Here is a 22,691-nt window from a genome sequence, read left to right as displayed (position 1 = left end):
TCCGTCAACCCTTGCGTCGGCTGCCTAGCCGTTCTGCGAGTGCTGCTGCTTCCACCCGACTCGAGGTGCCGGTCTTTCGCAGGATGTTGGAGACGTGCACGCTGACGGTCTTGTCGCTGATTACCAGTTGTTTGGCGATCTCGCCGTTGGAGCGGCCGGCGACCAGGAATGACAGGATCTCTCGTTCGCGGGTGGTCAGGCTGGCGAGTCCGGAAGGAGCTCGAGGTGTGGCCGCGATTTGGACGGGTGGGCTGAGGTTGACGCGTGTGATCCGTGCGAGTGACTCGACCTCTTCCAACAACGGCTGCGCGCCAAGTTCGAGAAAGGCCAGGTGGGCCTGCCGCAACAGCTCACTCACAGCAGTCACAGCTGACCCGGATGCGAGCATCGCTTCCGCACACCGCAGCCGCGACCGTGCCTCCAGCCAAGGCCACCCGGCCGTATGACAGTCGTCGATCGCCCGTCGCCACAGCTCCGGCTGACCCGCATCGTTTCGGCATCGCGCAACTTCGGCATCGAGAAGTGCCTTGCCCGCAAGGGTCATAGCATCCGCCCGCATTGTCGTGAACGGATCGTGTGGCCATCTGCCGATCAGGTCCTCAAGGATAGCGACGGCCTGGGCCGCGCCGTTCTCGTCGCCTGCATCGCGTGCAGTTCGGGCAGACTCTGCAGCGGCGTGGGCGAAGTCGCTGAGGAAGTCCTCGTTGTACGCGGCGTCCTCGGGGAGGATGCGGCTGTAGAGCCATTGCAGCGCCTTGTGGGGTTCGCCGGAGGCTAGGAAGACTTCTGCTGCGACCACGGTTAGGGCCTGATGATGTTTCGCGAACTGTGCGGAGACCAATTCCGTAGCTCGGTTCAGGTGTTGTTTGGCTTCCTCAGCCCGCCCGCATCGGGCGGCCAACAGTGCTGCCGTCAATCGAACCGACGCTCCTGTGACACCTTCGCAGCGAGCCGCCAACGCTGTCCGGAGCAGGTCTCGACACTCGCTCCAGTGCCCGTTCCACAGAAGTCCGTTGGCAGCGAGGGTGGCGAGTTGGTAGGCCTGCTCAGACCCGGCCGCGAGTAGCTCCTCGAACATCGCTCGAGCCGTCGCGGTGGCCTCCGTGTTCTTGCCGAGGGACAACAAGCACCTGACCTTTGCAATGGCTGCGTTCGCCAACCAGTCGGTGGAGCCGCAGGACCGCGCCAGCCGCTCGGCTTCCTGCGCGTCGGCCAACGAGTTCAAGGCAGGTTCGGACCGAACAAAGGCGCGGGTGCTGAGCGCGGCCGCTAACGCCAGGGCTGACGCGGATCTTTGCGCAGCCAACACAGCCTGCGCCGAATGGGTCGCCGCTCGGGCGAAGGACCCGTCCGTGTGCTCGGCGAACGCCAACGCCTGCAATGCGAGGGCACGCTCAGGGCTGTCAGGGAATTGGACAGTGAGTCGTACGGCGTCGACGAGCTCGTCGCCCACCATCTTCCCGGGCAGCGAGCGTTGATACATCGCTTTCCAGCACGCAACCAGCAGAGTGCTCGTCAGGAGCGGCTGGGATTCACGATCGACCAGGTTCAACGCCCGTTCTGCCAGGCTGACAGCCGCGTCGAGCCGGCCGACGCGGCCGCAGACGTCGCTCGCCCGGCGGAGCAGTTCCAGGTATCCGGTTGGTGAGCCGCGCACACCTGGTGAAACGTCTTCCCACAAGGAGCAGGCGCGGTCGAGGTGGATGGCCTCCTCGGATAGGGCATGAAGGTCTGCGGCGTGGCTCGCGGCGACCAGTGACCATCGATAGGTGTCGTCGACTCTTCCGGCTCGGTGGTTATGGACTGCGAGATCGTCGGCCAATCCGTCCGGCGTGGTGCCGGCGAGTGGTTGGAGCACCCGCACATATGTGGCGTGGATGTTGGCAGCCTCGTGAGGAGGGATGCCGTCGTACAGCACCTCGGCCAGTAACGGGTGTCGGAACCAGGGGCGCCCCATGTCATCTGGGCGAACGACTCCGTGATCACGGGCCTCGGTCAGACATCCCGCGAGCATCGTCGCTGGTACGCCATGCTCGCCGACGACGTCGGCCAGCCGTGTGACCTCGGTCGGGCGGCCGCCCACCGCGAGCACCCGCGTGACCTGGCGCGCGGCGGCCGACAAGCTGTGCCAATTGGCGAGCAGCGCGTCCTTCAGGTCTTCCGGTGCGGCCGCCGGCAGGACCGTTTCGGCCCCGGATAACCCACGGACCAGGAGTTCGGTCAGGTATGGGTTGCCGTCGGATCGCTCGTGCACCTGGGCCGCGAACCCGATGTCGACGACGTTCCCCACGAGGCCTCTGACCTGGGCCTCAGTCGCGGCCAGGTCGAGCCGGTCAAGGTGGATCTCTGTGAATCCAGGCATCCGCCGCATATCTGCGAGCCACCCGTGCAATGGATGCCCTTCGCCGCGGTGCTCGTCGCGACACGTGGCCAGTAGTGCCATGCGCTGCTCGCGGAAACCCGTGATTAGGTACGCGAGAACATCCAGCGAGCTACGGTCCGCCCAGTGCAGGTCATCGATCACGAGAACGGTCGGACCTCTGCCGACAAGACGGTTGAAGACCAGGTTGATCTGGGGCAGCAGCCGCCCCGGTTCGCCCATGCGGGCGTCACCCAGTGCGGGCAGCAGCATGCCGAGCTCGCCAGCCTCGGAGAACACCTCAGCCCGCGCAGGAGCATCAGCCCGTTCCAGCCAGGCCTGTAGCGCGCCGGATACTGACGCGAACGGAACTGACGCTTGTCCGAAGTGCACACAGGTGCCCCACAGCACCTGAAAATCGGCGCCCAGACCGTCGCATGTCTCATGGAGAAGCCGTGTCTTGCCAACACCGGCTTCGCCATGCACGACTACCGCGCACGGACGACCGCTCGCGGTCCCCTCCAGAGCGCTGACGAGGAGCTGCTGTTCGACTCCCCGACCTGCGAGACGATGATCTGGCCCCAGGGAAGCTTTCCCCACGAACTCAGTATCCACCGGTCTGGGCCGATGTCACCGATGGATGACTCACGGAGCAGTTCGTCCTGCCAGACCAACCGGCAGACTCCTGCCCTTTTCCGCCGTGGGAAGCTTCGCGAGCGATCGAGCGTTCGCGCACCCGGAGCAGACATTCGCTATCGAGCCTGCTCTGGAGCTTCGTCCGCCGGCTGGCCCTCACCAGCTCTCAGTCGGCCACGCGCTACGGTCAAGTCCCTTGTAGTGGTGTAGCGCTGCGCGATCCTGTTTGGGTTATGCGGTGAGTGCGGGCAGGTCGTCGGCTCCGATCTCGGGGTTGGTGGTGGTGACGGTGGTGAGGCGGCAGCGGGCCAGGATCTCGAGGCCGAGGTAGCGGCGTCCTTCGGCCCATTCGTCGGTTTGTTCGGCCAGGACGGCGCCGACGAGGCGGACGATGGCGTCGCGGTTGGGGAAGATCCCGACGGCGTCGGTGCGGCGCCGGATCTCCTTGTTGAGGCGCTCGGCGGGGTTGTTGGACCAGATCTGGGTCCACACGTCCTTGGGGAAGCCGGTGAAGGCGAGGACGTCCTCGCGGGCGGCAGCAAGGTGGTCTGCCACGGCGGGCAGTTTCTCGGCGACGTAGTCCAGCAGCCGGTCGAACTGGGCGTGCACGGCGGTCGCGTCGGGCTGGTCGTAGACCGAGTGCAGCATCGCTTTCACCGCCGGCCACATGCTCTTGGGACAGATGCTCATCAGGTTCGCGGCGTAGTGGGTGCGGCACCGTTGCCAGCTGGCGCCGGGCAGGTTGGCCGCAATCGCCTCCCGCAGCCCAGCGTGCGCGTCGGAGGTGACCAGCCGGACACCGCCCAGACCGCGGGCGACCAGGTCGGCGAAGAACTCGTTCCACGCCGGCCCGGTCTCGCTGGTGGCCACGCGCATGCCGAGCACTTCGCGGTGCCCGTCGCCGTCGACGCCGGTGGCCAGCAGCACCACGGCGTTGACCACGCGGCCGCCCTCGCGGACCTTCATCGTCAGCGCGTCGGCGGCCACGAAGGTGAACGGGCCCGCGGCATCCAGCGGCCGGTGGCGGAAGTCCTCCACGACCGCGTCCAGGTCGGCGGCCATCCGGGACACCTGGGACTTCGACAGCGAATCGATTCCAAGCGTCTTGACCAGCTTGTCCATCCGCCGGGTGCTGACCCCGGCGAGGTAGCAGTCCGCGACCACGGTGATCAGGGCGGACTCGGCGCGCTTGCGGCGCTCGAGCAGCCACTCGGGAAAGTAGGTGCCCTTGCGCAGCTTGGGGATCGCGACGTCGATGGTGCCGACGCGCGTGTCGAGGTCGCGGTGCCGGTAGCCGTTGCGCTGAGCTGCACGTCCCGGGCTGGGACGGCCCCACTCGGCGCCGGCGACGGCGTCAGCATCAGCCGAGAGCAAGGCGTTGATGATCGATTGCAGCAGGCTGCGCATCAGATCCGGCGAGGCCTCGGCGAGTGCTTCGCCAAGCAGGCCGGCAGGGTCGACAATGTGTGGTGCGGTCATCGTGATGGTCCTCGAGGATTCTGTGGAAGGTTGACTCGAAGGATCACGCGATGGCCGCGTCCTCGTCCACGACCAACTTGTCGACGAACCCGGCGACCGCGCTACACCACTATCGGGGACTCAACTCGCGCTACCCCCGGCGGCCGCAGCTCCTCGGCTACCTAAAGGAGGAAGGTTGCCGATCCCTCGCGGCCCCGAACATCAAATCGTCCGTCTCGACCTGGGTGTGCAAGGTCGCGCGCGAAGTCACACGCCGGCGTGACAAGAACGGACATCCGTACACCATCCACGCCCGCGCTCGACACTGGCCAGTCCGGTTAGCTCTATTTGTATTCGGCCGACCATGTCGGTCCGCCTGTGGACAACTCGGCTGCACTGCGGCTGAGTTACTCAGCGACGAGGTCGACGATGCGTGGTGCCACCTGCGCAGGGCAGCGGGGCACATTGAATATGCGTCCGCGAGGGCATGTGTCGGCGCTTGACCAAGGCCAAACGCCGCGCGGATCGACACCTCTTATCTGTGTTTCGCACCATGTATGGCCCCACGCGAAGCCGATCGGTGTGGTGCCGGTATCGCCGGACGAGGCCCTGACCTGCAGTCTTGTCTGGGGGCCCCCGGCAGGACTCGAACCTGCGACCAACGGATTAGAAGGCCGCCGGACCTCATCGACAGGTGCCGATTTGAGCCTCAGGAGCCACGCTGAGTCCGGCTCTTGTCGACTCCGGCAACTCTGCTACTCGCCAGTTCGTTCCACAAAGTGTTCCACATGTGCTCGATGGCCTCCGCAGCGCAGGGCTGGGCAGGCCTGCTCGCCGACGCCCCAACTCGCCCGAGAGCTGGCGCCGAGGGCAGCCTGCCGGATGCGGCTCCTATGGAGCGGGCGGGCGACACCCCCTTCGAGTTCAGGATTCCGGACCAGTTCGTCGCGGAATACGCTTCATCTCGTCAGTAAGGACGTAGCGGTGCGAGAGTCTGGGGAGACCGTGACAGCTGGGCCACCAGATGCGTCGTCATCGGTCCTGCTGTTGTCGGGTGGGGCGAGTGGGGGTTGATTTGCTTGGCCGTCAGAGGTCGAAGTGGCCTACGACGGGTCGGTGATCTGAAGGTGGGTCTGTTCGCGGTGCGGTGTGGGGTTGGAGGCCGACGCTGGGCACGTCGAGTGACACGGTCGCCGCATCGGTGAGGCGATTGACCATCGCGTGCGAGACGAGGATATGGTCGATGAGTTCGCGGCGGCCTTGGTTGATGCGGGAGTAGTCGTCGGGCGGGGGCATTGCGTAGCCGATGTCCCATAGCCGTTGCGGGTCGCCGCGGTCGGGGTGGTTAAACCCGCCTGTGCCGATCTGCGAGCCCGGCGGGCCGAAGAGCAGCTGGGTTGTCGCTGCGTCCATGGTGTCGTTGAGGTCGCCGCATACCAGCAATGGCTTGTCTGCCCAGGCTCCCGCTAGCGAGGCGGTGGCCCAGTCCCGGGTGGCGGCTGCCTCGGCGGCGCGCCGGTCGAGGGCGTACACGCCGTAGCGGGCTCTTTCGGTCTCGTCTGTGGTGTCGAATCGGTGGCCGGGAAAGGTGAGGAGCTTCGATTTGAGGTGCGCGGTCAGTGCCCGGACCACGGTGCCGGAGGCGGTCGTGTAAGTGACTGCGAGCGCCCCGCGACCGAGTTGGGTGATCGCGGTGCCGCTGTCGTCGACCGTCACCGGTGACAAGGCGTCCGGTAGGTCCACGACCTCTTGCACATCGGACAGGTCTCCAGGGGAGAGCCAGCCCACGCGGATCGTGTGAGGACTCTCAAAATGCGTCGATAACGCTCCGGTCCAATTGGCGCCTAGCGTGGCGCGCAGCGCCTCGAACGAGTCTTCGTCCCCTACCTCCTGCAGCGCTAGCAAGTCCGGTGCGGCTGCATTGATCACGCTTGCGAGTTCTGCCACCTTGGCGTCGTATGCCGCGCGGTCAGCTGGCTTCGGCGTGAAGAAGTTCTCCACGTTCCAGGTCATGATGGTGAACACAGCAGCGTCCCCTTTCTGCGACCATGTCCGGCCGCTACATATGATCGGCGAAACCAGTGTCTGATCGTCTAGCGCGAGGGTCGGCCCCGCTCAAAACAAGGCCGCTTTAATATACGGAGTGATGTGAGGCGTCCTCTGATACGCGACATGCAGGATCACAACTCGAGCCCGAGCCGCCTCCCAACGCTCGCGCCTGTCGCCCGTAATGCAGCTGCTCGTTGCCCAGGTCGCCAGGTTTCGTCGCTTGCTATCCAAGACTGCCAAGCACAGTCGCCTGATAGGAAGTCCTGATAAGGACGACTCCCCGACCACTAACCGCGATACCGCTCGCGAGGAGGAGGTACGGGCCCTAGCCCGGCAACGACGCGGCTCTCACCCCACAGCCGCGACCCGCATAAGAGCGGCAGGAAACCTGAGGCGCTTCAATATCCGCTGCCGACCGAAATTTGCCGTTTGCTGCGCGGCGGGCGCGGACGGCTGGCGCGGGTGGCCGTCGCTGTCGTCATTGGCGGCCGTCGCGTCTCTGGCTCTCCTCAAAAAGCACGCGAGCTCGCTCGGCGCGGGCGGTGACCCGCTCGAGATGATCGAGCAGGTCGTCGTGGGCGGCGCGGACACCGCGGACTAGCAGATTGTCCGAATCGTCATCGCGGTCTGGGCTGTGTCCAGCCTCGGCGCGCTCGAAGACCTCTAGGTGCGCGTGCACAACTCCACCGAGCATGAGTTCGATCGGCGGCTCTATGCTGCCGACGGCCGGCTGAGGGGCGCCCGCGATGCCTAAGACGACGTCCCTGAGCACACACGGACTCATCGTTTGCAGCATGACGTTGGCGGCAACCTTGCCCAAGTATGGGCGCGAGTTCCCAAAGGTCATCTGGACGGTGGGGTTGCGGAGCAGGTTCCACAGCTGCCAGCAAGCGATCGCTCGTCGCTTGGCCGGTGGGCAGAGCCACACCGCGAGGTTCACATAGAACTCGCCTAGCTGGGTGCGGACGAAACCACCGGCTGGGAAGCCCGTGAGGTTGGTGTTGAAGTAGTGGTGCCAGGTCGAGTCGGCCACGATTCGGCCGACGCCGGCGGGGCTGCCGTCGTAGGCGATGACAAGATCTCGGATCCTGCCATGGGCGTGGTCAATGCCGCGTGCGATTACCTCAGGGACAGGTTGACCAGTAGGCCCGGCCGGCCACGTGGCGGCAGGCAGTTGCGACGGTATTTCGAGGTGGCCTTCATGCATGTGGTCGGGGAAGACTGTGATCGGTCCCGTTCGCCCGCAGAACAATCGATGGACATGTCGACCCGGCAACGCAGTGGGATCGGGCGAACCATTGGGGTCGGGATATGTCTTGAGGACTAGCCGCTGTGGCCAGCTGTCCTGCTGCAGGGCAAGGTCGTTGATGAGCGCCAGTCCCGTCGGCACCTGAGTGTTGTAGGTCTCGGCCACGTCGCCTACCGGGGCGCCGTCCTGGAGGGGTCCGAGACCGATGATCTCGTCCGGGACGGTGTCGAACTGCGGTGGGTTGCCCTCCCATCGTCGCAGCAGGCCGGCACGCGGTACTCGGTGACCAATGGCGCGGCCTAGACCGAGCAGGTCGTTGAGGTTCGGGTCGGCGTCGGCCTGACGAGGGTTGGAGTGGTCGCCGGTCATGAGCACGCCGCCGGACGTCATCCAGTTGTTCAGTGCGGTGACCTCAGCGTCTGTGAGTTCGTTATTCGGTTGATTGTGTCTGTTCGCCAACGCCGTGCCGAAGAACCACACCTGGTCGTATCCCGCTAGCACCTTTGGCGTCAGCTGTGTGGCGGGGTTCGGTACGGCATGGTCTCGCTCGAGTCGGGTGATCTGGAAATCAGCGATGTCGGCGCCCTGACTGACGATGAGGTCCCGCAGGATCCGCACACCAAACTCGTTGGCCTCGACGTCGTCGAGAAGATTGACCAACGAGTCGTCGGTGTAAAATAAGATGCGGACCGTTGGCTTAGGACAAAACCACGGGAACAGAGGGTCGTCCGGTCTCGTTGGTACGTCGCTCGTTGGAGTGGACATTCCCTTCGTTCCCTCCCGATTTGCGGTGCAACCCGGGCGCCTCGCGCGACTCCCCGACGCATATAGCATCCATTCGAGGTGAAGGCGACCTTCCGACGCAATCTGGGGTGCATTCCCGATTTCAGGATCAGCCCCGCCGTCCGAGACCGTCAAGCCGTCGCCAAGGGCGCGAAGTTGACGACCGTTGCATCGATCCTCCAGCCGCCCCCCTTCCAACGCTCGGCAGCGGGACGCGGGCAGAGTAGCGAGTGCACAACGCAGTCGACCTGGCGCTCGCTCGCACGGCTTCCACAGCGGCGCGAAGGCGCGGTGATCGCTAGACACGTGCGGCATGCAGTGGGACGATTATGAATCGGGCCGTTGTGGCGTCGGTCGATGCCTATGGCACGCTCGGCGTCATCCCGGCGAGAGTCTCTCCTGTCCTTGCGGGGTCTCATGGCTAGTCGTCAACCAGCCACTCTGGCAGAGATTGCCCAACATTTCGCCTCAAACCCACTTCTGTCCGACTTTGTGACTCCCTTCCAGGACGTTCTCGGTGGCGCGCAAGATTTGGGCAGCGGTTTCGATCGGATGGCCTCGATCATGGGTGGCAGCGACGTCACCGGCTCAATCCAAGTCACCATCCGGGAGACGGAAGGCGTGCGCAGTTGGAGTCTCGTGCTCACGCCCAAGGGGTGTGAGGTTCTCGAAGCTAGGTCAGAACGTCCGCAGCTTGAGATTCTCACGGACGTAGCCACATGGATGCAGATCGCCTCCGGGCGGCTGGCACCGGTTGAGGCCATGGGGCTGGGCACGGTCAGGGTACGAGGAGACCTCCGGCTCGCGAGGCTGCTGGCTAGGCGCTTGCGCAACAAGGAAGCAGGAACCGGTCAGTTGGGACCGAAGGAGGGCGCCGATGGCTAGCATTACGGGCACCGTGCGCTGTGTGCAGGTTGGTGACTTCGCAGGGTGGACCCAGATCGAAGAGGCCGACGGAACACGGGAGACGTTGATCCTCTGGTTCAATCCCGGCGCTCAGATCCCGGCGCAGGTGACCTCGTTCACCCGGGTGCTGCACAGCATGTGGCTGTCGATATTGCGTGAGGCACATACTAACAACTCGACGGTCACCGTCTTCCACCCTGACAACTCCGCCGAGGTCACGGACGTTCTCCTGGGTGGACTCTAAGGGACGTGCTCCATGCCGTCTGCTGACTTGTAAGTTATGGCCAAGGAGTGACCACGGTGATCCTGCCGGCGGCGATCGTGACCCTCAAGGGAGCCGATGCCGACCTAGATAGTGACCTTGCCAACGGCAACCTTGTTTGGGGGGAGCAAGCTGGAGTCTGGGCGGACGTTGTCATGGAGATCACCGCCGATCGTCCGGAACTACTAACTCTGGACCAGGACGATTGCCTGAGGACAGGTCACGTCGTGAGTGCAGAGGAGGACCGGCTCTTTGATCTAGGGCGAGGCGCCGGAGCAGATGTCGTCGTCTATTACATTGCGTCCGACGTGGCTGGGTTCCGTGGCTGCGCAGCTCATCCGCCCGGCCGGAGGGGTTGCTGGGTCGGCGACTCCGCCACCGAGTGGACCTTCATCCACGAGCTCACGCATGTGGTGGGCGGGAACCCACACGTCGCCGACACGGACAACCTGATGATCAGCAACACCGGAACCATCACAAATCCGCCGCCCGACCTCACCGCGGAACAATGCCAGCGCATCCTCAGTGATCCCGCGCTGTTAGACCTCTCCTCCATCGTCCTCAATCTGTAGGTCCGTCGCATGTGTCATTTGGAGCACCATGTCTGAACACCCGGAAGGTTCGGTGAGAGTCGCCAGGGCATTGAGCGCCGATGAGTCGGGCGAACTTGACCAGATAGTGCGCTCGGGTCGCGAGGAGGATCTCGCAGTTTTACGGGCCGTTACGCTCGGGGAGATCGCTGTCGATGCACCGAATAGCCGTGCGAGGGCCATCTACGCCCTTGGGCGGTGGGAGGACCCCGCCCTTCCAGGGGTCCTTGAGCGAATCCTGCCGGGACTCGACCGCCAAGGGAGGATCGCGGCGATCGACGCTCTGGGTCGCGTCGGAGGCGAGTCCAACCTCACCACGATCATGCGTTATGCGGACGATGAATTCGAGCAAGTCCGGGTGGCCGTCGTCAAGGCGTTGGCCCGCATTGGCAGTGAGGGGGCAGACATAGCATTGGAAGGCATCGCTCGTAGAGATCGCGCGTCGTGGATCCGCGATCTCGCCGCAGGCGCCGCGCGCGGCAGGTAGGCAACGCGGACGAGTCCGGCTGCTTGGAGCCGCAGCTCGGCTTCAGATGGACGGTTTAGGAAACCGAGGGGCTCCGTCGACACCCGCCTCTTCACGCCTAACGAGACATCACCAGTTCGGCCCGTCTCGACTCCAGTTGACTCGATTCGACACCTCCTCGTTCCCGCACTGTTCCCCGCTGAACTGCTCACGGAGAACGGACGGGGTGCACACGATCGAGCCCTGAGGGCCTTCGAACCGTGCAGCCGACTCAGCATTCGGCCTAGCTGTCCGACTTCACCAGAGCGAAGTCATAGCGGCTCACAACAGTTTGCCCGCCGTCGGTCCTGACTGTCATGACAAGACGGTAATGGCCGGGAACCATTGTTCCCGATCCGCCAGCGGAGATGTAGTCGCTACTACACCTGACGCCGTTGCCAGCATCAACCGGCGCCTTGACTCCCACGCGGTAGATGACCCATGAGAGGTAGCATCCCGTAGGCCCCTCGAGGGGACCGGCATCCGAGAGCACGGTGGGCTCGATCGCTAGGCAGTACGAACCATGCAATTCATCGAGACAGGCCTTACCTTCGTTCGGTCCCACTCGGTAACTTGACGAGATCTCGGCCGTGACACTGAGGATCTTGTCGGTCGGCACTGGATCGGCGGTGGTCGTAACCACTGCTGGAGCGGGTGACGAATTCGACGGCGCGAGACCAGCACTGCTCGTGATACCGGTGCTGGGCGGTGCTGCATGCGGCGAGTCACTGGCGAAGTGTTTGACCCCGAACGCGACCAAGACGAAGGTCAGTATCGCTGCCGCTGCCGCTGCCGAGCTGAGACCCCGATGGATTCTGTCGCCACGATCGGAACCTGACATGCTCTTCCCCTCCCAAAGCAGAGCTGTCGCCAGATGATCGTAGACGTATCGGGCGCTCGTCGATACGGCTCAGGTTGACGTCGATAACGAGCTGCGCCATCCACACTGCCAGCGAACCGGGGCGTGAACGGGTGTTGTGGCTGTCCAGCCCGGCGGCAAATGCCGGCGCGCTGAACTAGTCCGGACACCCCTCCAAATCGTGCCCAGCGGCCCAGGTACGCAGCCTCACCGGCAGGGAAGTGGAGTGCAGTCGAGGGCAAGGGATTATGAGAGCCACGCCACTTGCCACATAGGCCGCCTTCAGGCGCCAGTACTTCGCATTCCGGCCCCCTGACAGCCTCTGACCGCTCTGTTTGACGCGATTTCATGGCACGAACCATGGCACGCGACCGGCGGCTCGGTGGCAGGTCCGGAGCAGCGTCTGGATGCGCTCCGCTCCCAGCCGACCGAGGTTTGCCAGATCGACCGTGCCGATGACCGGGTGGAAACGCCCATGTCTCGCGATATGGCCATCGCATGGCGCTTCAGTGCACGGACTTGAGCACAGAATGTGCGTCAGCCGTCGGGGTCGGTGGTTGCGGCGATGGCGGTGTCGAGCGCGTCCCTAATGGTCATGCTGTGTCCCCGTTGGTAGGCGTCGGTCCATTCCGCGGGCGTCATGGTCGGTCGCGCGGCTGCGTGGGCGTCTGCGATCTGGGCTTCTTGCCGGCGATCGCGGGCGACTCCTCTGCCTTCGCGTTCGGCGTCGGCAGCCCCCAGCAGAATCGGCGCCCACCTTGGGAATCCTGCCTCAGCGAGTACGGCACTGTAGTCCTCGGCGAGGAGAGCGAGGTTGAGGGTGCTGTCCAGGCGTAGCGAGTGTTGCAGCTGCGCGGACATCAGCTCGTGCGCTTCATTGGCGCGGTCCGTTTTACGCAGGGCGAATGCGATGTTGTGGTTGGCTTGGGTTGCCATGTAGTCGCTACCAGCAGTGCAGGCCACATCGACCGCCTCGTGAAGCAGTTCCAGCGCGCGCTCCCAGTTCTCCTCGTCCATGTCCAGGAGAGCCATACGCGCCAGCACGTCTCCAAGGAAGAAACCGTCGTCGAATTCTCGTGCACGCAGCACGGAATCCTCCAAGGCGCGTCGGCCCGCGATTCGGTCCCCGAGTGCAACCTCCAGGTCGCCCAGGACTGCCAGGGCGTTGGGCAGTTCCGAGTCACCCAGCCTCCGCAGGATCTCCACGCTTCGGCGGGCTGCCTCACGCCCATCGAGCAGCTCCCCCTGAAGCTCCAGGATCTCGGCGTAGTCGGCAAGGCACCGGCCAAATTCTGCGGTCTCCCTTCCGTGCGGGTTCTGGAGGTAGGCCTCCAACCAGTCTCGAACTTCGGTGAGGTCCCGGTGCTTCCACATCCACGCCACGCTGGACAGCAGGGCCAGCCCGAGGCTTCGACGCGGCCGGGCGCCTGTCTCGGCCTCTCCGGCCGCGGCGCTAGCCCAGGTCAATGCCTCCCGGAAGTTGTTCCGCTCCAGATTGAACAGACTGGCCCCGCGCCGTACCTGCGCAGGGGTTGTTAGGACCCGGCGCGCCTCCAGCCGCTCGGCAACCTTCACGTAGTGTGCGGCGTGCCTGCGACGCACGTCAGCACGCTCACCGGCTTGGGCGAGCTCCTCGACGGCGAATGACCGGACGGTCTCCAGCATCGCGAACCTGGGCTCGCCGTCTTCATCCGCGGTGACTGTCACCAGGTTGGCGTCGACCAGGTCCGCGACCAGGTCGATCAGGTGGGTGCCGCTCTCGGCGTCGTCCGCATGGACCGCCGCCAAAGCCTCGAGGTCCGCGCGCCAGCGAACACGCCGAGGTGCCGGAACAGCAGACGCTGTTCCGCGGTGAGCAGGCCGTAAGACCAGTCGATGGTGGCCCGGAGCGAGGTGTGCCGGGCCGGTCGGTCCACACCGGAACCGCGCAGATCGAGTGCCTGTTCGAGGCGGCGCAGGAGAGCCCGAGGCCCGAGCACGTTGGAGCGGGCGGCGGCGAGCTCAATGGCCAGCGGCAGGCCGTCGAGGTGTCGACAGATCTCCGACACGTCCGTGGTGTTGGAGGGTGTCAGGGCAAACGACGGGCGCACGGCTCGGGCCCGGTCGACGAACAGCTGCACCGCCGCTGATGCTTCCGCCGCCTCCGGCGTGTTCTCGGTCGGGAGTGCGAGCGGCAACACGCCGTACTGATGTTCACTGGCCAGGTTGAGGGGTCGTCGCGAGGTCGCGAGGACAACGATCTCGGTGGTTGCGTGCAGCAGCTTGTTCAAGGCAGCTGCTGCACCGTCCATCTGCTCGAGGTTGTCCAGTACAAACAGTGCCGACAAAGGCGCCACGGATTCGAAGAAGGCCGGAGGGGCGCGCCGGTCGGCGGGCAGGCCGAGGACCTCCCCGATGCTGCTCCAGATGAGGCCGGGGCTCGTGAAGGCGGCCAACGATGCAAAGCACACTCCGGCAGGGAACTGCTCGGCGACCTGACGTGCGGCCGCGATCGACAGCCGGGTCTTTCCCGACCCACCCGGTCCGGTGAGCGTGACCAGGCGAACCTGTGGGTCCACCAACAACCTCACCAGATCGTTCACCTCGGTACGGCGACCCAGCAGAGGAGTGGTAGTGATCGGGAGGCTGGCGCTGGTGCCGAGTGATTTCAGCGGCGGGAAGTCGACCGAACAACCGGGGATCACGAGCTGGTACACGTGCTCAGGCGCGTCGAGATCCTTCAATCGGTGCATGCCGAGGTCCCGCAGCGAAACCCCCATCGGCAGCCGGCCAGCGACCAGCTTCGCGGTCGCATCGGAGACCACCACCTGACCGCCATGCGCGGCCGCCGCGATCCGCGCGGCCCGGTGAACATCGAGCCCCACGTAATCCCCACCGTGGACCTGCGGGGTGCCGGTGTGGATGCCCATGCGCACCCGAACCTGCTCATCGTTTGGCCAGTCGAGCCCGCCAAGAGCGACCTGCGCCTGCACTGCCGCAGCAACTGCGTCCTCCGCGGTCGAGAACACCACGAAGAAGCTGTCGCCCTCGGTACCCATCTCCACGCCGCCGAACCCCGCCCATGCCGCCCGCTGGGCCAGTCGGTAGCTGTCAAGAGCCTGCTCATACGCCCGGCCCAGCCGCGTCAACAGTCGCGTCGACTGCTCGACGTCGGAAAACAACATCGAAACCGTCCCAGACGGAAGCTCGGCCACACACCCATCATCACGCCGCGAGAGCAGGCGCAACACTCCTCGCGCCGCGGCTGGCAGGAGATCGCTCGCACGGCAATTTCGGCAGATGTGGCACGGCCGCGGATGCCTTAGGCACGGTCAACCACAACCGCGACAGCAGAAGGTGGTCAAGGTTGACGGTGCGCGGGCTCCAATCCCCAGGCGCCGGAGCATCAAGTCAGGCCGATGACGCACTGTTTAGGAAACCGAGCCACCCCGCCGACATGCACCTCTGCAGGCGCAACCAGCCAACACCAGTTCGGCCGATCTTGACTCCAGTTACTTCGGATCGACGCGTCTTTGTTCCCACGCTGTTCCCACGCTGAACTGGCAGGCGTGTCCGACCCGGCCACGCCTGGCGTCGGCTGAGCCGAGCCGGTTGGCTGGGCGCTGCTGGGCTGAGGCGCTGCCGGTGGGGCACCGAGCGATCGGTGGTTGTGCGCTCTCGGGGCACGGTCAGGGCGTCTTCGGCTGGACCGTGGGTATCACAGGTCCTCACGAGGTAGGCGTCGGTCCGGCCGGCGGTCGTCGGTGGGGCTCTTCTGGAGCTGGGAGCTTGGCTCGGCCAGGTTCGTGCCGCGCTGACAGTTGGTCAACTGATGTCCTTGAAGGCGCGATGAGACGCAGCAATCGCAAATATTGTGCGCGCTGAGCGATTGCACTTCCGTGAGGCAGGTCGCCGGACGGATGGCTGTTCCGGATGTTGAATCGCTCCCGGTAGGCGGCAACCTGGCGGGCACAAGCGGCCTTCTCAGACCCAGAACGGTCGGCGAGGAGCCGGAGCAGTTCTTGGTACCACAGTGGCTCGTCACGTTCGGCCTTATCTACAAGCCAATCTGCGCGACGGGCGATCTGAGATTCGATTTCGCGTAGCGGCGCAACGAGTGTCGGATCGCCCACCCGCGTTGCGGGAGCGACAAGGCCGGCGATCATCGTCGGGTGGGAGTCGATGCGGCGCAGGTGTCTGGTCAGCAGGTGCTCAACTCGCGTGTGGAGGACTGCGGCAAGATCGTTGGCGTCGATCAGAGGCGATTCCTTGACTGCCTGACGCAGGACGCCGGGAACGCTCAGGTGTACTCGTTCAGCTCGGCGGAGTTCGGCGATCAGGGCGCCGAAGGCGGGGGAGGCCTGGAGGGCGGCTTGGTCGATGGGGTCGAGGCCGCTGGTTGTGATGGCCTCGCGGTAGCGGGTGCGGGCGTCTAGTTGGCAGAGGTGGTCGTGGAGGGGGACCAGGCGGTCCAGGCGGGTGGCGTTGTCTAGTTCTCGGCGTAGGACTTCGTGGGCGGATTGTTCTGTGCCGGGGTCGTTGAGCACTGCTTCGAGGACGTCTTGCATGGTTTGTTCGGGGTGGGGTTCGTGGAGGTTCGTGGTTGTTTGGTGGGTGGCTATGTAGGCGCGGTTGGTGTGGCGGCCGCGGGTCATGCCTACGTAGAGGAGGGCTCGGGTGAGGTGGTCGGTGACGAGTAGATGGGCGGTGTCGACGGTGGCGCCTTGGGCTCGGTGGGCTGTTGTGGCGTAGGCGAGTTCGACTGAGTGCTGGACGTAGGTGCTGGGGAGGGTGACGGCGTCGCCGGCGCGGTTTTGGACGGTGAGGGAGCCGTCGGGCCAGCGGTGGATGACGGTCCAGTGGTCGCCGTTTTGGACGAAGCTGCTCTCGCCGTAGCGGAGGCGGCGGTTGTTGAGGCGGGTGACGATGTGGTCGCCGAGGCCGACATGGTTGCCGTTGTGGAGGTCGATGCCGTCGGGTTCGACTTCGCCGGTGGTGATGCGGTCGAGTCGGGCACGGGCGTTGAGGCGGGCGACGGTGGTGTTGTCGGCGGCGATGAGGAGGCTGGTCTTTCCGCTGTTTGTGTCTGCGAGCCAGTCCTTGTAGGCGGCGTTTTCCATCTCGTCGCTGGAGCCAGCGGTGAGCCGGTCTTGGTCGTCGTATAGATCGATGGCGGTGAGGTCGCCGCGGCGGAGGGTGAGGCTTGCTTCGCGTTCCCAGGTGTTGGTGAAGCGCCAGACGTCGCTGAGTTCTGCTGCGTCGGTGTCGCGGGCGATGAGACGGAATGCGCCGCCGGTGTCCGCCGCGCCGAGTTGGGCGTCGTCGCCGACGAGGAGGAGTTTGGCGCCGGCGGTGTTGGCGGCCCGGGCGAGGGTGGCGAGTTCCATGGTGCTGGCCATGGAGGCTTCGTCGACGATGACCAATTGATCCGTCCGGAAGCTCCAGCGGTCCTGGTCGGTGCGCAGTGCGGCCAGGACAGCGGTCAGCCGCTGGTGGCGGCGTCGGCGGCCCGCCTTGTGGGCGAGGTGTGCGGCGTACCCAGCTTGTTGGGTGCGTTCTCGGCGATCTTCGGCTCCTAGCCCGACAGATTCGTAGATCCATTTGGCGATGTTCTCGGTGGGTGTGCCGATGGCGTCGGACAGGACGGTTGAGGCGGCGGAGGAGGGGGCAAGGGCGAGGATCGAACCTTCACCGTGGACTGCTTGCCAGCCTGCAGTGAGGACGGACAAGAGGCTGGTTTTGCCGGTGCCGGCGGGTCCTATGAGCGCCTCGACCTTCTGTCCCGAGGTGGCTATTCGCCGCAGAGCCCGGACCTTGTCGGCGCTGATGTCGGTGTGTCGCAACGCCCGCACGTCGATGGTCGGTCCGGTCGAGTCGCGCGCGAGGTCGAGGAGTACTGACTCTGCGCCGAGAATCACCGGCGATGTGAAGATCTCGCCGTTGTGGATCGTGAAGACGCTCTCGCCGCTGCTCCTCGTGACTGGCATCGTGACGAGTTCCGGTGCGGTGAGGCTGATCGATTGCTGTTCGGCGCTCTCGACGATGGTCTGCAGTACGGCGAATCGTTCGCTGGAGGAGACGAGTCGGAGTAGGCGGGTCTGGCGCGCGGCCTCGGCCAGGAGGTTCCATCGCGTCCAGGTCGCTCGCTTGTTCTGCAGCGCGAGAACAGTCGCAACGCCGTACGCCTCGATCGTCTTCGGACTGAGGTCAGCAGCACAGAGCGGCCGATCGCAGGCCTGATCTAGTGAGCGCTGGATGGCGACAACAGCATCGGGGCCTATCGCGCGATCTGCGCGGGTTGTCCACTGAGCCATGAGCGTCGCGAGGGGAAGGGCAAGGTGTTTGGGCGGTCTGTTCAGCAGGGTTGCTTGCTGACGGAGAACGTACATTTCGCGGCGACTCGGTGGATGGATCGCGTCTCCGCGGTCGTCGAGAAGTATCGCGAGGTTGGCCTCGATCTGCTCAGTTCTAGCCGAGAACTCACGGATCAGTTCGTCGGGTACGGCGTCAATCTCGAACGCCGGGTTTCGCCGAGATCCACGTTCTCGAAGTTCCCAGTTCACGCCGAGTCGTTCGGTGAGGTTGTCGGCCAGGAACACGTTGTGTATCTCCGACATGGCCACGATCGAGCGGTAGAGGACGCGACCGTCGAGCGTCCGCCAGGCGCCGTCTGTGCCCTGTACGCGGTTAGCAACGACCATGTGAGTGTGGAGCTGGGGATCCCCGCTGCGGGTGTCCCAGTGGTCGAAGGCGGCAGCGATCAGGCCCTGGGTGTCGATCTGTGCGATGCCGTCAATGCCGGTTCTGCTGAACGCAGCATGCTGTTCAATCAAGCTGAGCACGTCGTTGACGGCTTCATGATGTGCCGCGACGATCTGTTCCTGCACACCGACATCAGCAGTTGCCCACAGCGCCGAAACAGACTTGGCGGGGGAGAAGGTGAGGTCGAAGCCGGCGACAGCCTGCCTCGTCTTGTGCCGCATCTCGGTCGCGCGGATCTGTTCGATCGCGGCTGCCCGATCGGCCTCACTCAGCGTGGGATCGAGCGCGCGAATCTGGTCTTGGATTCGCTCTGAGGGACTCTTGAACACCCGATGCGGACGTCCCAGATTCCGGCCGGTCAACGGGTCCTCAGCCCGACCGAAAACTGCGGCCATTTGCGCCTCAAAGACCTCACTTCCCAGCGACAACTGACCGTCGCCCAGCCCACCCAGGCCGCTGCCAATCCACCGGCCCGGCGGGTATCCGGACGCGGCGTAGTACGCCGTGAGCGAGGTGGCCATCCGGCGGTCGACATCGCCGGACGCGATGTGCCGCAGTAGGTACTTGTAGCCATCTCCGGCGGTGAGCCGATGGATGCTCAGCACAACTGCCCACGTTGCGGAGCGGCTCCTGACTGAGCGGATGGATGCCTCATGACCGATCAACGGTCGTCGAACCAACAGCCTGATCCCGAGACGCCTCGAAGCGCCCCCTCCTTGAATGCAAGAAGTGTGACGGTTCTCCTGGTCTCGTTGGCGGGCCTGCCGGCGGGTTGGTGGGTTCGGGAGACAGGATGATCATTGATCGTTCATCTTTAGATGTGCCAGGCCAGGGCACTCGTCGATCACGCGGGTCCGACCTGCCCGCCGCCGGGCCTGATGACTAACAGAAGTCGGGCCCTGGCACGTCTACGGTGGAGACGTGTAGCCAGGAATCGGCCAGGTGTAGTTGGCAATCAGGCTGCCTCTGGTCGGCTCGTACTCGGAGATCTGGGCGAGGACGTCTTCCAGTGGCCGGTCGCGGTTGACGACTTCTGGGGAGGTGACCTGAATTCCTGGTGGTTCGCTAACACGTGGAACCGGACAGGTGGGTGGGATCGGATCGTCGTCCGGGTGGAAATAGACGAATCGCCTGGCCCCGCTCACGGCGTAGCTGTTGTGCGAGACCGCGAGTACCTTCGTCGGCGGTAGGTCGAGGTCGAAGAGCCGGCGATCGCCGACGGGCAGCTCGAGCCAGAGCAGCGTGCAGCGGTCGAGCGGAACGGTGATCGCGAGAGCGTTACTGAGGCCGACACCGAGAAAGTCGGGAGTGTTGCCGCGCACGAGGGCGACCGGAGTGTCGGAGATGGCGAGGTGGTGGCGCTGGAACCGCAAGCGTCCCCAGTGCCGCTGGCGGATGAGAGTCGCGGCCTGGTGAACGGTCCGGGTCATGGATTCGACGTGTTCACCGCCGGACACGGCAATGGTCGGACCCTCCTGCGCGGTGATGTCCTGCCACACCCGCTCGACCTCGGCCACGGACACCTCGCGGCGTAGACCTTCGGACATGGCATGGCGCAGGTAGGCGATGCCGCCCATACCCACCTGCATCCGGATCATCTGCCCGGCGGTCTCGGCCATGCGCTGGCGGTTGTCCGGGCCCCGGAGAAGTTGCAGTGCCAGCCAGACGGACAGCACCTCCCTGTCTTCTTCGCTGATCCGCCAGGAATCGGCCGCGATGAGGCGCCGCACGATTGGAGCGACGAGTGCCTCGACCTCGCCCAACCGCTGCTCCCAAGCGTCCGAGCGCGAGCCGTCCGGTAGTTCGACTGTGTAGAAGTACTTCATGACGGTAGCGTCGTCGACGCTCACCGTGCTCCGTCGGCCCGTTGTTACGTCCAGCTGAGTCAGCTGACCCTCTGTTGAGGCGAAGTTCCTGAGGTGAAAGCGCGGCACGGTGTGGTGCCTGCGTCGGACGTTCGAGGTCACCGGTCGACGGTAGAACCGGACAGCCACGCGCACCAGCGACTTTTCGACGCCCGTCTTCATATACCGGCTGTTTAGCTGTTCCGGCGAAGGTAGTGGATAGGGAACAACCGAGCGCCTCGCAGGGCCGGAGTTGCCGGTGAGAGCATGCCTGGGTGGAATCACCAGAAGAAGACGCCGAGGGCCCGGACGCGGATCCGCTACCGCCTCATGGAGCGGTGGAGTTGGTATACCGGAAGTTGCGAGACACGGTTGGCGCGGCGAGCGGCAGCCGCTCCAGCCGGTCCGCCACGAGGTTGGTGACGCCGCTGGCCGGCTCGAGTCGGCCCCGGACGACCAGGGCAGCCGAGTCCTGGGCGGCGGTCCGGTAGCAGGCCCAGCAGCCCGACGCGACGATCACGTTGATGAAGCCGGTCTCGTCCTCGAGGTTGATCAAGGTGACGCCGGAGGCGGTCGCGGGCCGTTGGTGGTGGGTGACGATGCCGGCGGCATAGACCCGGCTGTTGGGCGCTGCGGTCTGCAGTTGCGCAGCGGACAGGATCCCGTAGCTGGTCAGTTAGGCCCGGAGATGTTCGATCGGGTACTGGCCGGTGGAGATGCCGGTCGCCGCGAGGTCGGCCATCGTGAGCTCGGTGATGCTCATGCCGGGCAGAGTCGGTGGTGGGGCGAGCACGGTGACGCCGGCGAACCGGTCAGGGCGCCCTTCAGCGGCGCGACCGGCCTCCCATAGCGCTGGGCGACGCGAGTGGCCGAAGCAGACGCCGGCAGTCGCGAGGGACTCGCCCCGGGGCTTGGTGAGCCCGGTACGCGGTCGGCCATGTCGACGTACAGGCCGTGGAGGTTGCGCTGCTCGACGATCTTCTCAGCGTCCGCGTGCCGATCGTCTTCGCGCCGGCCAGCCCGAGCCGGACGGCGAAGGCGCCGTCACGGCGATGATCGGCACAAGGTGTCCGGGGCGTCGGGCTCGAAGGCCCTATCGGCGGCTGAGGGTCGGCCAGGCAGGAAGCCAGTCGTTGCGGTGGGCTCGCCGTCGACCAGGTCCTCGAGCTCGGCGTTCACGCCGGACAGCTGCAGGTCGGGCCGGCGTAGGTCGACGCCGTGCCGTTTCGCGTCGACGACCAGCGACTGGTGGGAGTAGAAACCTACCGGCTAGGCCCGTAGTAGCGCGGCGAGGAACGCGGCCGGGAAATGCAGCCGGAACCAGGTCGACGCGTAGACGAACAGGGCGAAGCTGATCGAGTGCGACTCGGCGAACCCGAAGTTGGCGAAGGCCTCGATCCGCGCGTAGATGCCGTCCGCGACATCGCCGGTGATCCCGTTGGCGGCATCCCGTCGTACAGCTTTGTCTTCAGCGAGAAGATCTTCTCCACGCCTCGCTTCGAGCCCATTGCGGCGCACCAGGTCGGCGTCGTCGCCGTCTATCCCGCCGACCGCCGTAACCATTTGCATCAGCTGCTCCTGGAACAGCGGGGTCCCCTTGGTCCGTTCCAGGACCGACTCCAGCAACGGCTGTGGGTAGGTGACGGATTCTTGGCCGGTCATCCACGAACGCCTGCACCGCGCGACCTTGGATCGGGCCGGGCCGGATCAGCGCGATCTCGCAGACCAGGTCGTAGAACCGCCGCTGCTGCAGCCGGGGAAGGGTAGCCATCTGGGTCCGGGACTCGACCTGGAACACCCCGACGGCTGCGAGGTACGGGCCAGCACAGCTAAGACGGGACCGTCGAGGGTGGTGACGGCGGCCGTCACCGGCTGCGAAAGAGCCATGGCTGGCCGCACAACCTACGGGGAGGCAGCCCAGGCTCGGCTCTCGACCTCGACGTCGGTGAACGCCAGCGTGCTCAAGGCGGACAGCTCCTTGCGCCGCCGCTCAGTGGCCTCGACAGTCGGGGGATGCAGCAGCTGTGCGCCGACTGCAAATTCGGAGTAGACGCTTTCCCCGGCCAAGCGATGTAGAGGCATGAGCAGTCAGAACGACCTGTTTGGTTACTTCTTCCAACTCGTCTCCCAGCACCAGTGGTCTCCAGCTGCCCTGGCGCTGGCGGCGACGCTCATGGTGCTACGCGCGGTCTGGGCACTTCGTGCCGAGCGGGCGCGGCGGGTCACCCTAGCCACGATCCTTGACCACGCCCCGGGCGGCTCGGTGATCGTGCAGGAGAAAGGTCGAGGCGGCCCGTCGGTGCGCATCTGGGTTGGTGAAGGCAGCCGGCCAGTGGACTCCCTCCCGGCGCCCAGAGAGGTCATGATCATCATCCCTGGCCCGCCACGGGTCCCGGTGCGACCGGCTGGTGCCGATGACAGATGAGCGGGAGCGAGTTGAGGCGCAGTTT

At 65.3% G+C, this 22,691-nt stretch carries 14 protein-coding genes and 1 pseudogene; 5 read left to right on the top strand and 10 right to left on the bottom strand.

Translation table 11 applies throughout. The annotated features are described in order from the left end of the window. Positions 1-4: 4 nt before the first annotated feature. The 4 genes from ACZ6O0_RS07585 to ACZ6O0_RS07570 form a co-directional block, all read right to left on the bottom strand. A complete protein-coding gene (locus ACZ6O0_RS07585) occupies positions 5-2,974 on the bottom strand; it encodes a helix-turn-helix transcriptional regulator (protein WP_465763988.1) in 2,970 nt (989 codons plus the stop codon). A 252-nt stretch (positions 2,975-3,226) separates the two neighbouring features. Continuing rightward, entirely contained in the window at positions 3,227-4,474 is a 1,248-nt protein-coding gene (locus ACZ6O0_RS07580) for an IS256 family transposase (RefSeq protein WP_465763987.1), read from the bottom strand. A gap of 1,065 nt (positions 4,475-5,539) precedes the next feature. After that, on the bottom strand, positions 5,540-6,478 hold the full coding sequence (locus ACZ6O0_RS07575; RefSeq protein WP_465763986.1) for an endonuclease/exonuclease/phosphatase family protein: 939 nt from the start codon (positions 6,476-6,478) through the stop codon (positions 5,540-5,542). 502 nt (positions 6,479-6,980) lie between these two features. Then, entirely contained in the window at positions 6,981-8,516 is a 1,536-nt protein-coding gene (locus tag ACZ6O0_RS07570) for a hypothetical protein (protein ID WP_465763985.1), read from the bottom strand. A 510-nt stretch (positions 8,517-9,026) separates the two neighbouring features. Here ACZ6O0_RS07570 and ACZ6O0_RS07565 point away from each other — a divergent pair. From ACZ6O0_RS07565 to ACZ6O0_RS07550, 4 genes are read left to right on the top strand one after another with little or no spacing between them, the layout of a single operon-like run. Then, a complete protein-coding gene (locus tag ACZ6O0_RS07565) occupies positions 9,027-9,419 on the top strand; it encodes an SCP2 sterol-binding domain-containing protein (protein ID WP_465763984.1) in 393 nt (130 codons plus the stop codon). Continuing rightward, a complete protein-coding gene (locus ACZ6O0_RS07560; RefSeq protein ID WP_465763983.1) occupies positions 9,412-9,684 on the top strand; it encodes a hypothetical protein in 273 nt (90 codons plus the stop codon). Before ACZ6O0_RS07565 ends, ACZ6O0_RS07560 begins: the two co-directional genes overlap by 8 nt. A gap of 47 nt (positions 9,685-9,731) precedes the next feature. Beyond that, positions 9,732-10,274, top strand: a complete 543-nt coding sequence (locus tag ACZ6O0_RS07555) for a hypothetical protein (protein ID WP_465763982.1) — start codon at positions 9,732-9,734, stop codon at positions 10,272-10,274. Between the two features lie 28 nt (positions 10,275-10,302). Then, positions 10,303-10,779, top strand: coding sequence for a HEAT repeat domain-containing protein (locus tag ACZ6O0_RS07550; protein ID WP_465763981.1), 477 nt, complete (start codon positions 10,303-10,305; stop codon positions 10,777-10,779). A gap of 1,414 nt (positions 10,780-12,193) precedes the next feature. Here the strand turns inward: ACZ6O0_RS07550 and ACZ6O0_RS07545 are convergent. From ACZ6O0_RS07545 to ACZ6O0_RS07520, 6 genes and pseudogenes are all read right to left on the bottom strand, one after another. Then, positions 12,194-13,444: a hypothetical protein gene (locus ACZ6O0_RS07545; RefSeq protein ID WP_465763980.1), complete on the bottom strand. Its 1,251-nt coding sequence runs from the start codon at positions 13,442-13,444 to the stop codon at positions 12,194-12,196. Further along, entirely contained in the window at positions 13,399-14,850 is a 1,452-nt protein-coding gene (locus ACZ6O0_RS07540) for an adenylate/guanylate cyclase domain-containing protein (RefSeq protein ID WP_465763979.1), read from the bottom strand. Before ACZ6O0_RS07540 ends, ACZ6O0_RS07545 begins: the two co-directional genes overlap by 46 nt. Before the next feature lie 513 nt (positions 14,851-15,363). Continuing rightward, the gene (gene mobF, locus ACZ6O0_RS07535) at positions 15,364-19,002 is read right to left on the bottom strand and encodes a MobF family relaxase (protein ID WP_465763978.1); all 3,639 of its coding nucleotides are present in this window, start codon (positions 19,000-19,002) and stop codon (positions 15,364-15,366) included. 303 nt (positions 19,003-19,305) lie between these two features. Further along, positions 19,306-20,424 carry a DUF4238 domain-containing protein gene (locus ACZ6O0_RS07530; protein WP_465763977.1) on the bottom strand — a complete coding sequence of 373 codons (1,119 nt, stop codon included), beginning with the start codon at positions 20,422-20,424 and terminating at the stop codon, positions 19,306-19,308. 145 nt (positions 20,425-20,569) lie between these two features. Continuing rightward, entirely contained in the window at positions 20,570-20,797 is a 228-nt protein-coding gene (locus ACZ6O0_RS07525) for a hypothetical protein (RefSeq protein WP_465763976.1), read from the bottom strand. Between the two features lie 713 nt (positions 20,798-21,510). Continuing rightward, positions 21,511-22,012 (bottom strand): annotated as a pseudogene (locus ACZ6O0_RS07520) (hypothetical protein). A gap of 309 nt (positions 22,013-22,321) precedes the next feature. On the opposite strand from ACZ6O0_RS07520, the gene ACZ6O0_RS07515 reads away from it, so the two are divergent. Beyond that, complete coding sequence (locus ACZ6O0_RS07515; RefSeq protein WP_465763975.1) at positions 22,322-22,666, top strand: hypothetical protein; 345 nt, start codon at positions 22,322-22,324, stop codon at positions 22,664-22,666. Positions 22,667-22,691: the final 25 nt, after the last annotated feature.

Source organism: Kribbella sp. NPDC048837 (assembly GCF_055586945.1).
Note: the sequence above shows the minus strand (reverse complement) of the source record. Positions and strands in the feature narration are given on the sequence as shown.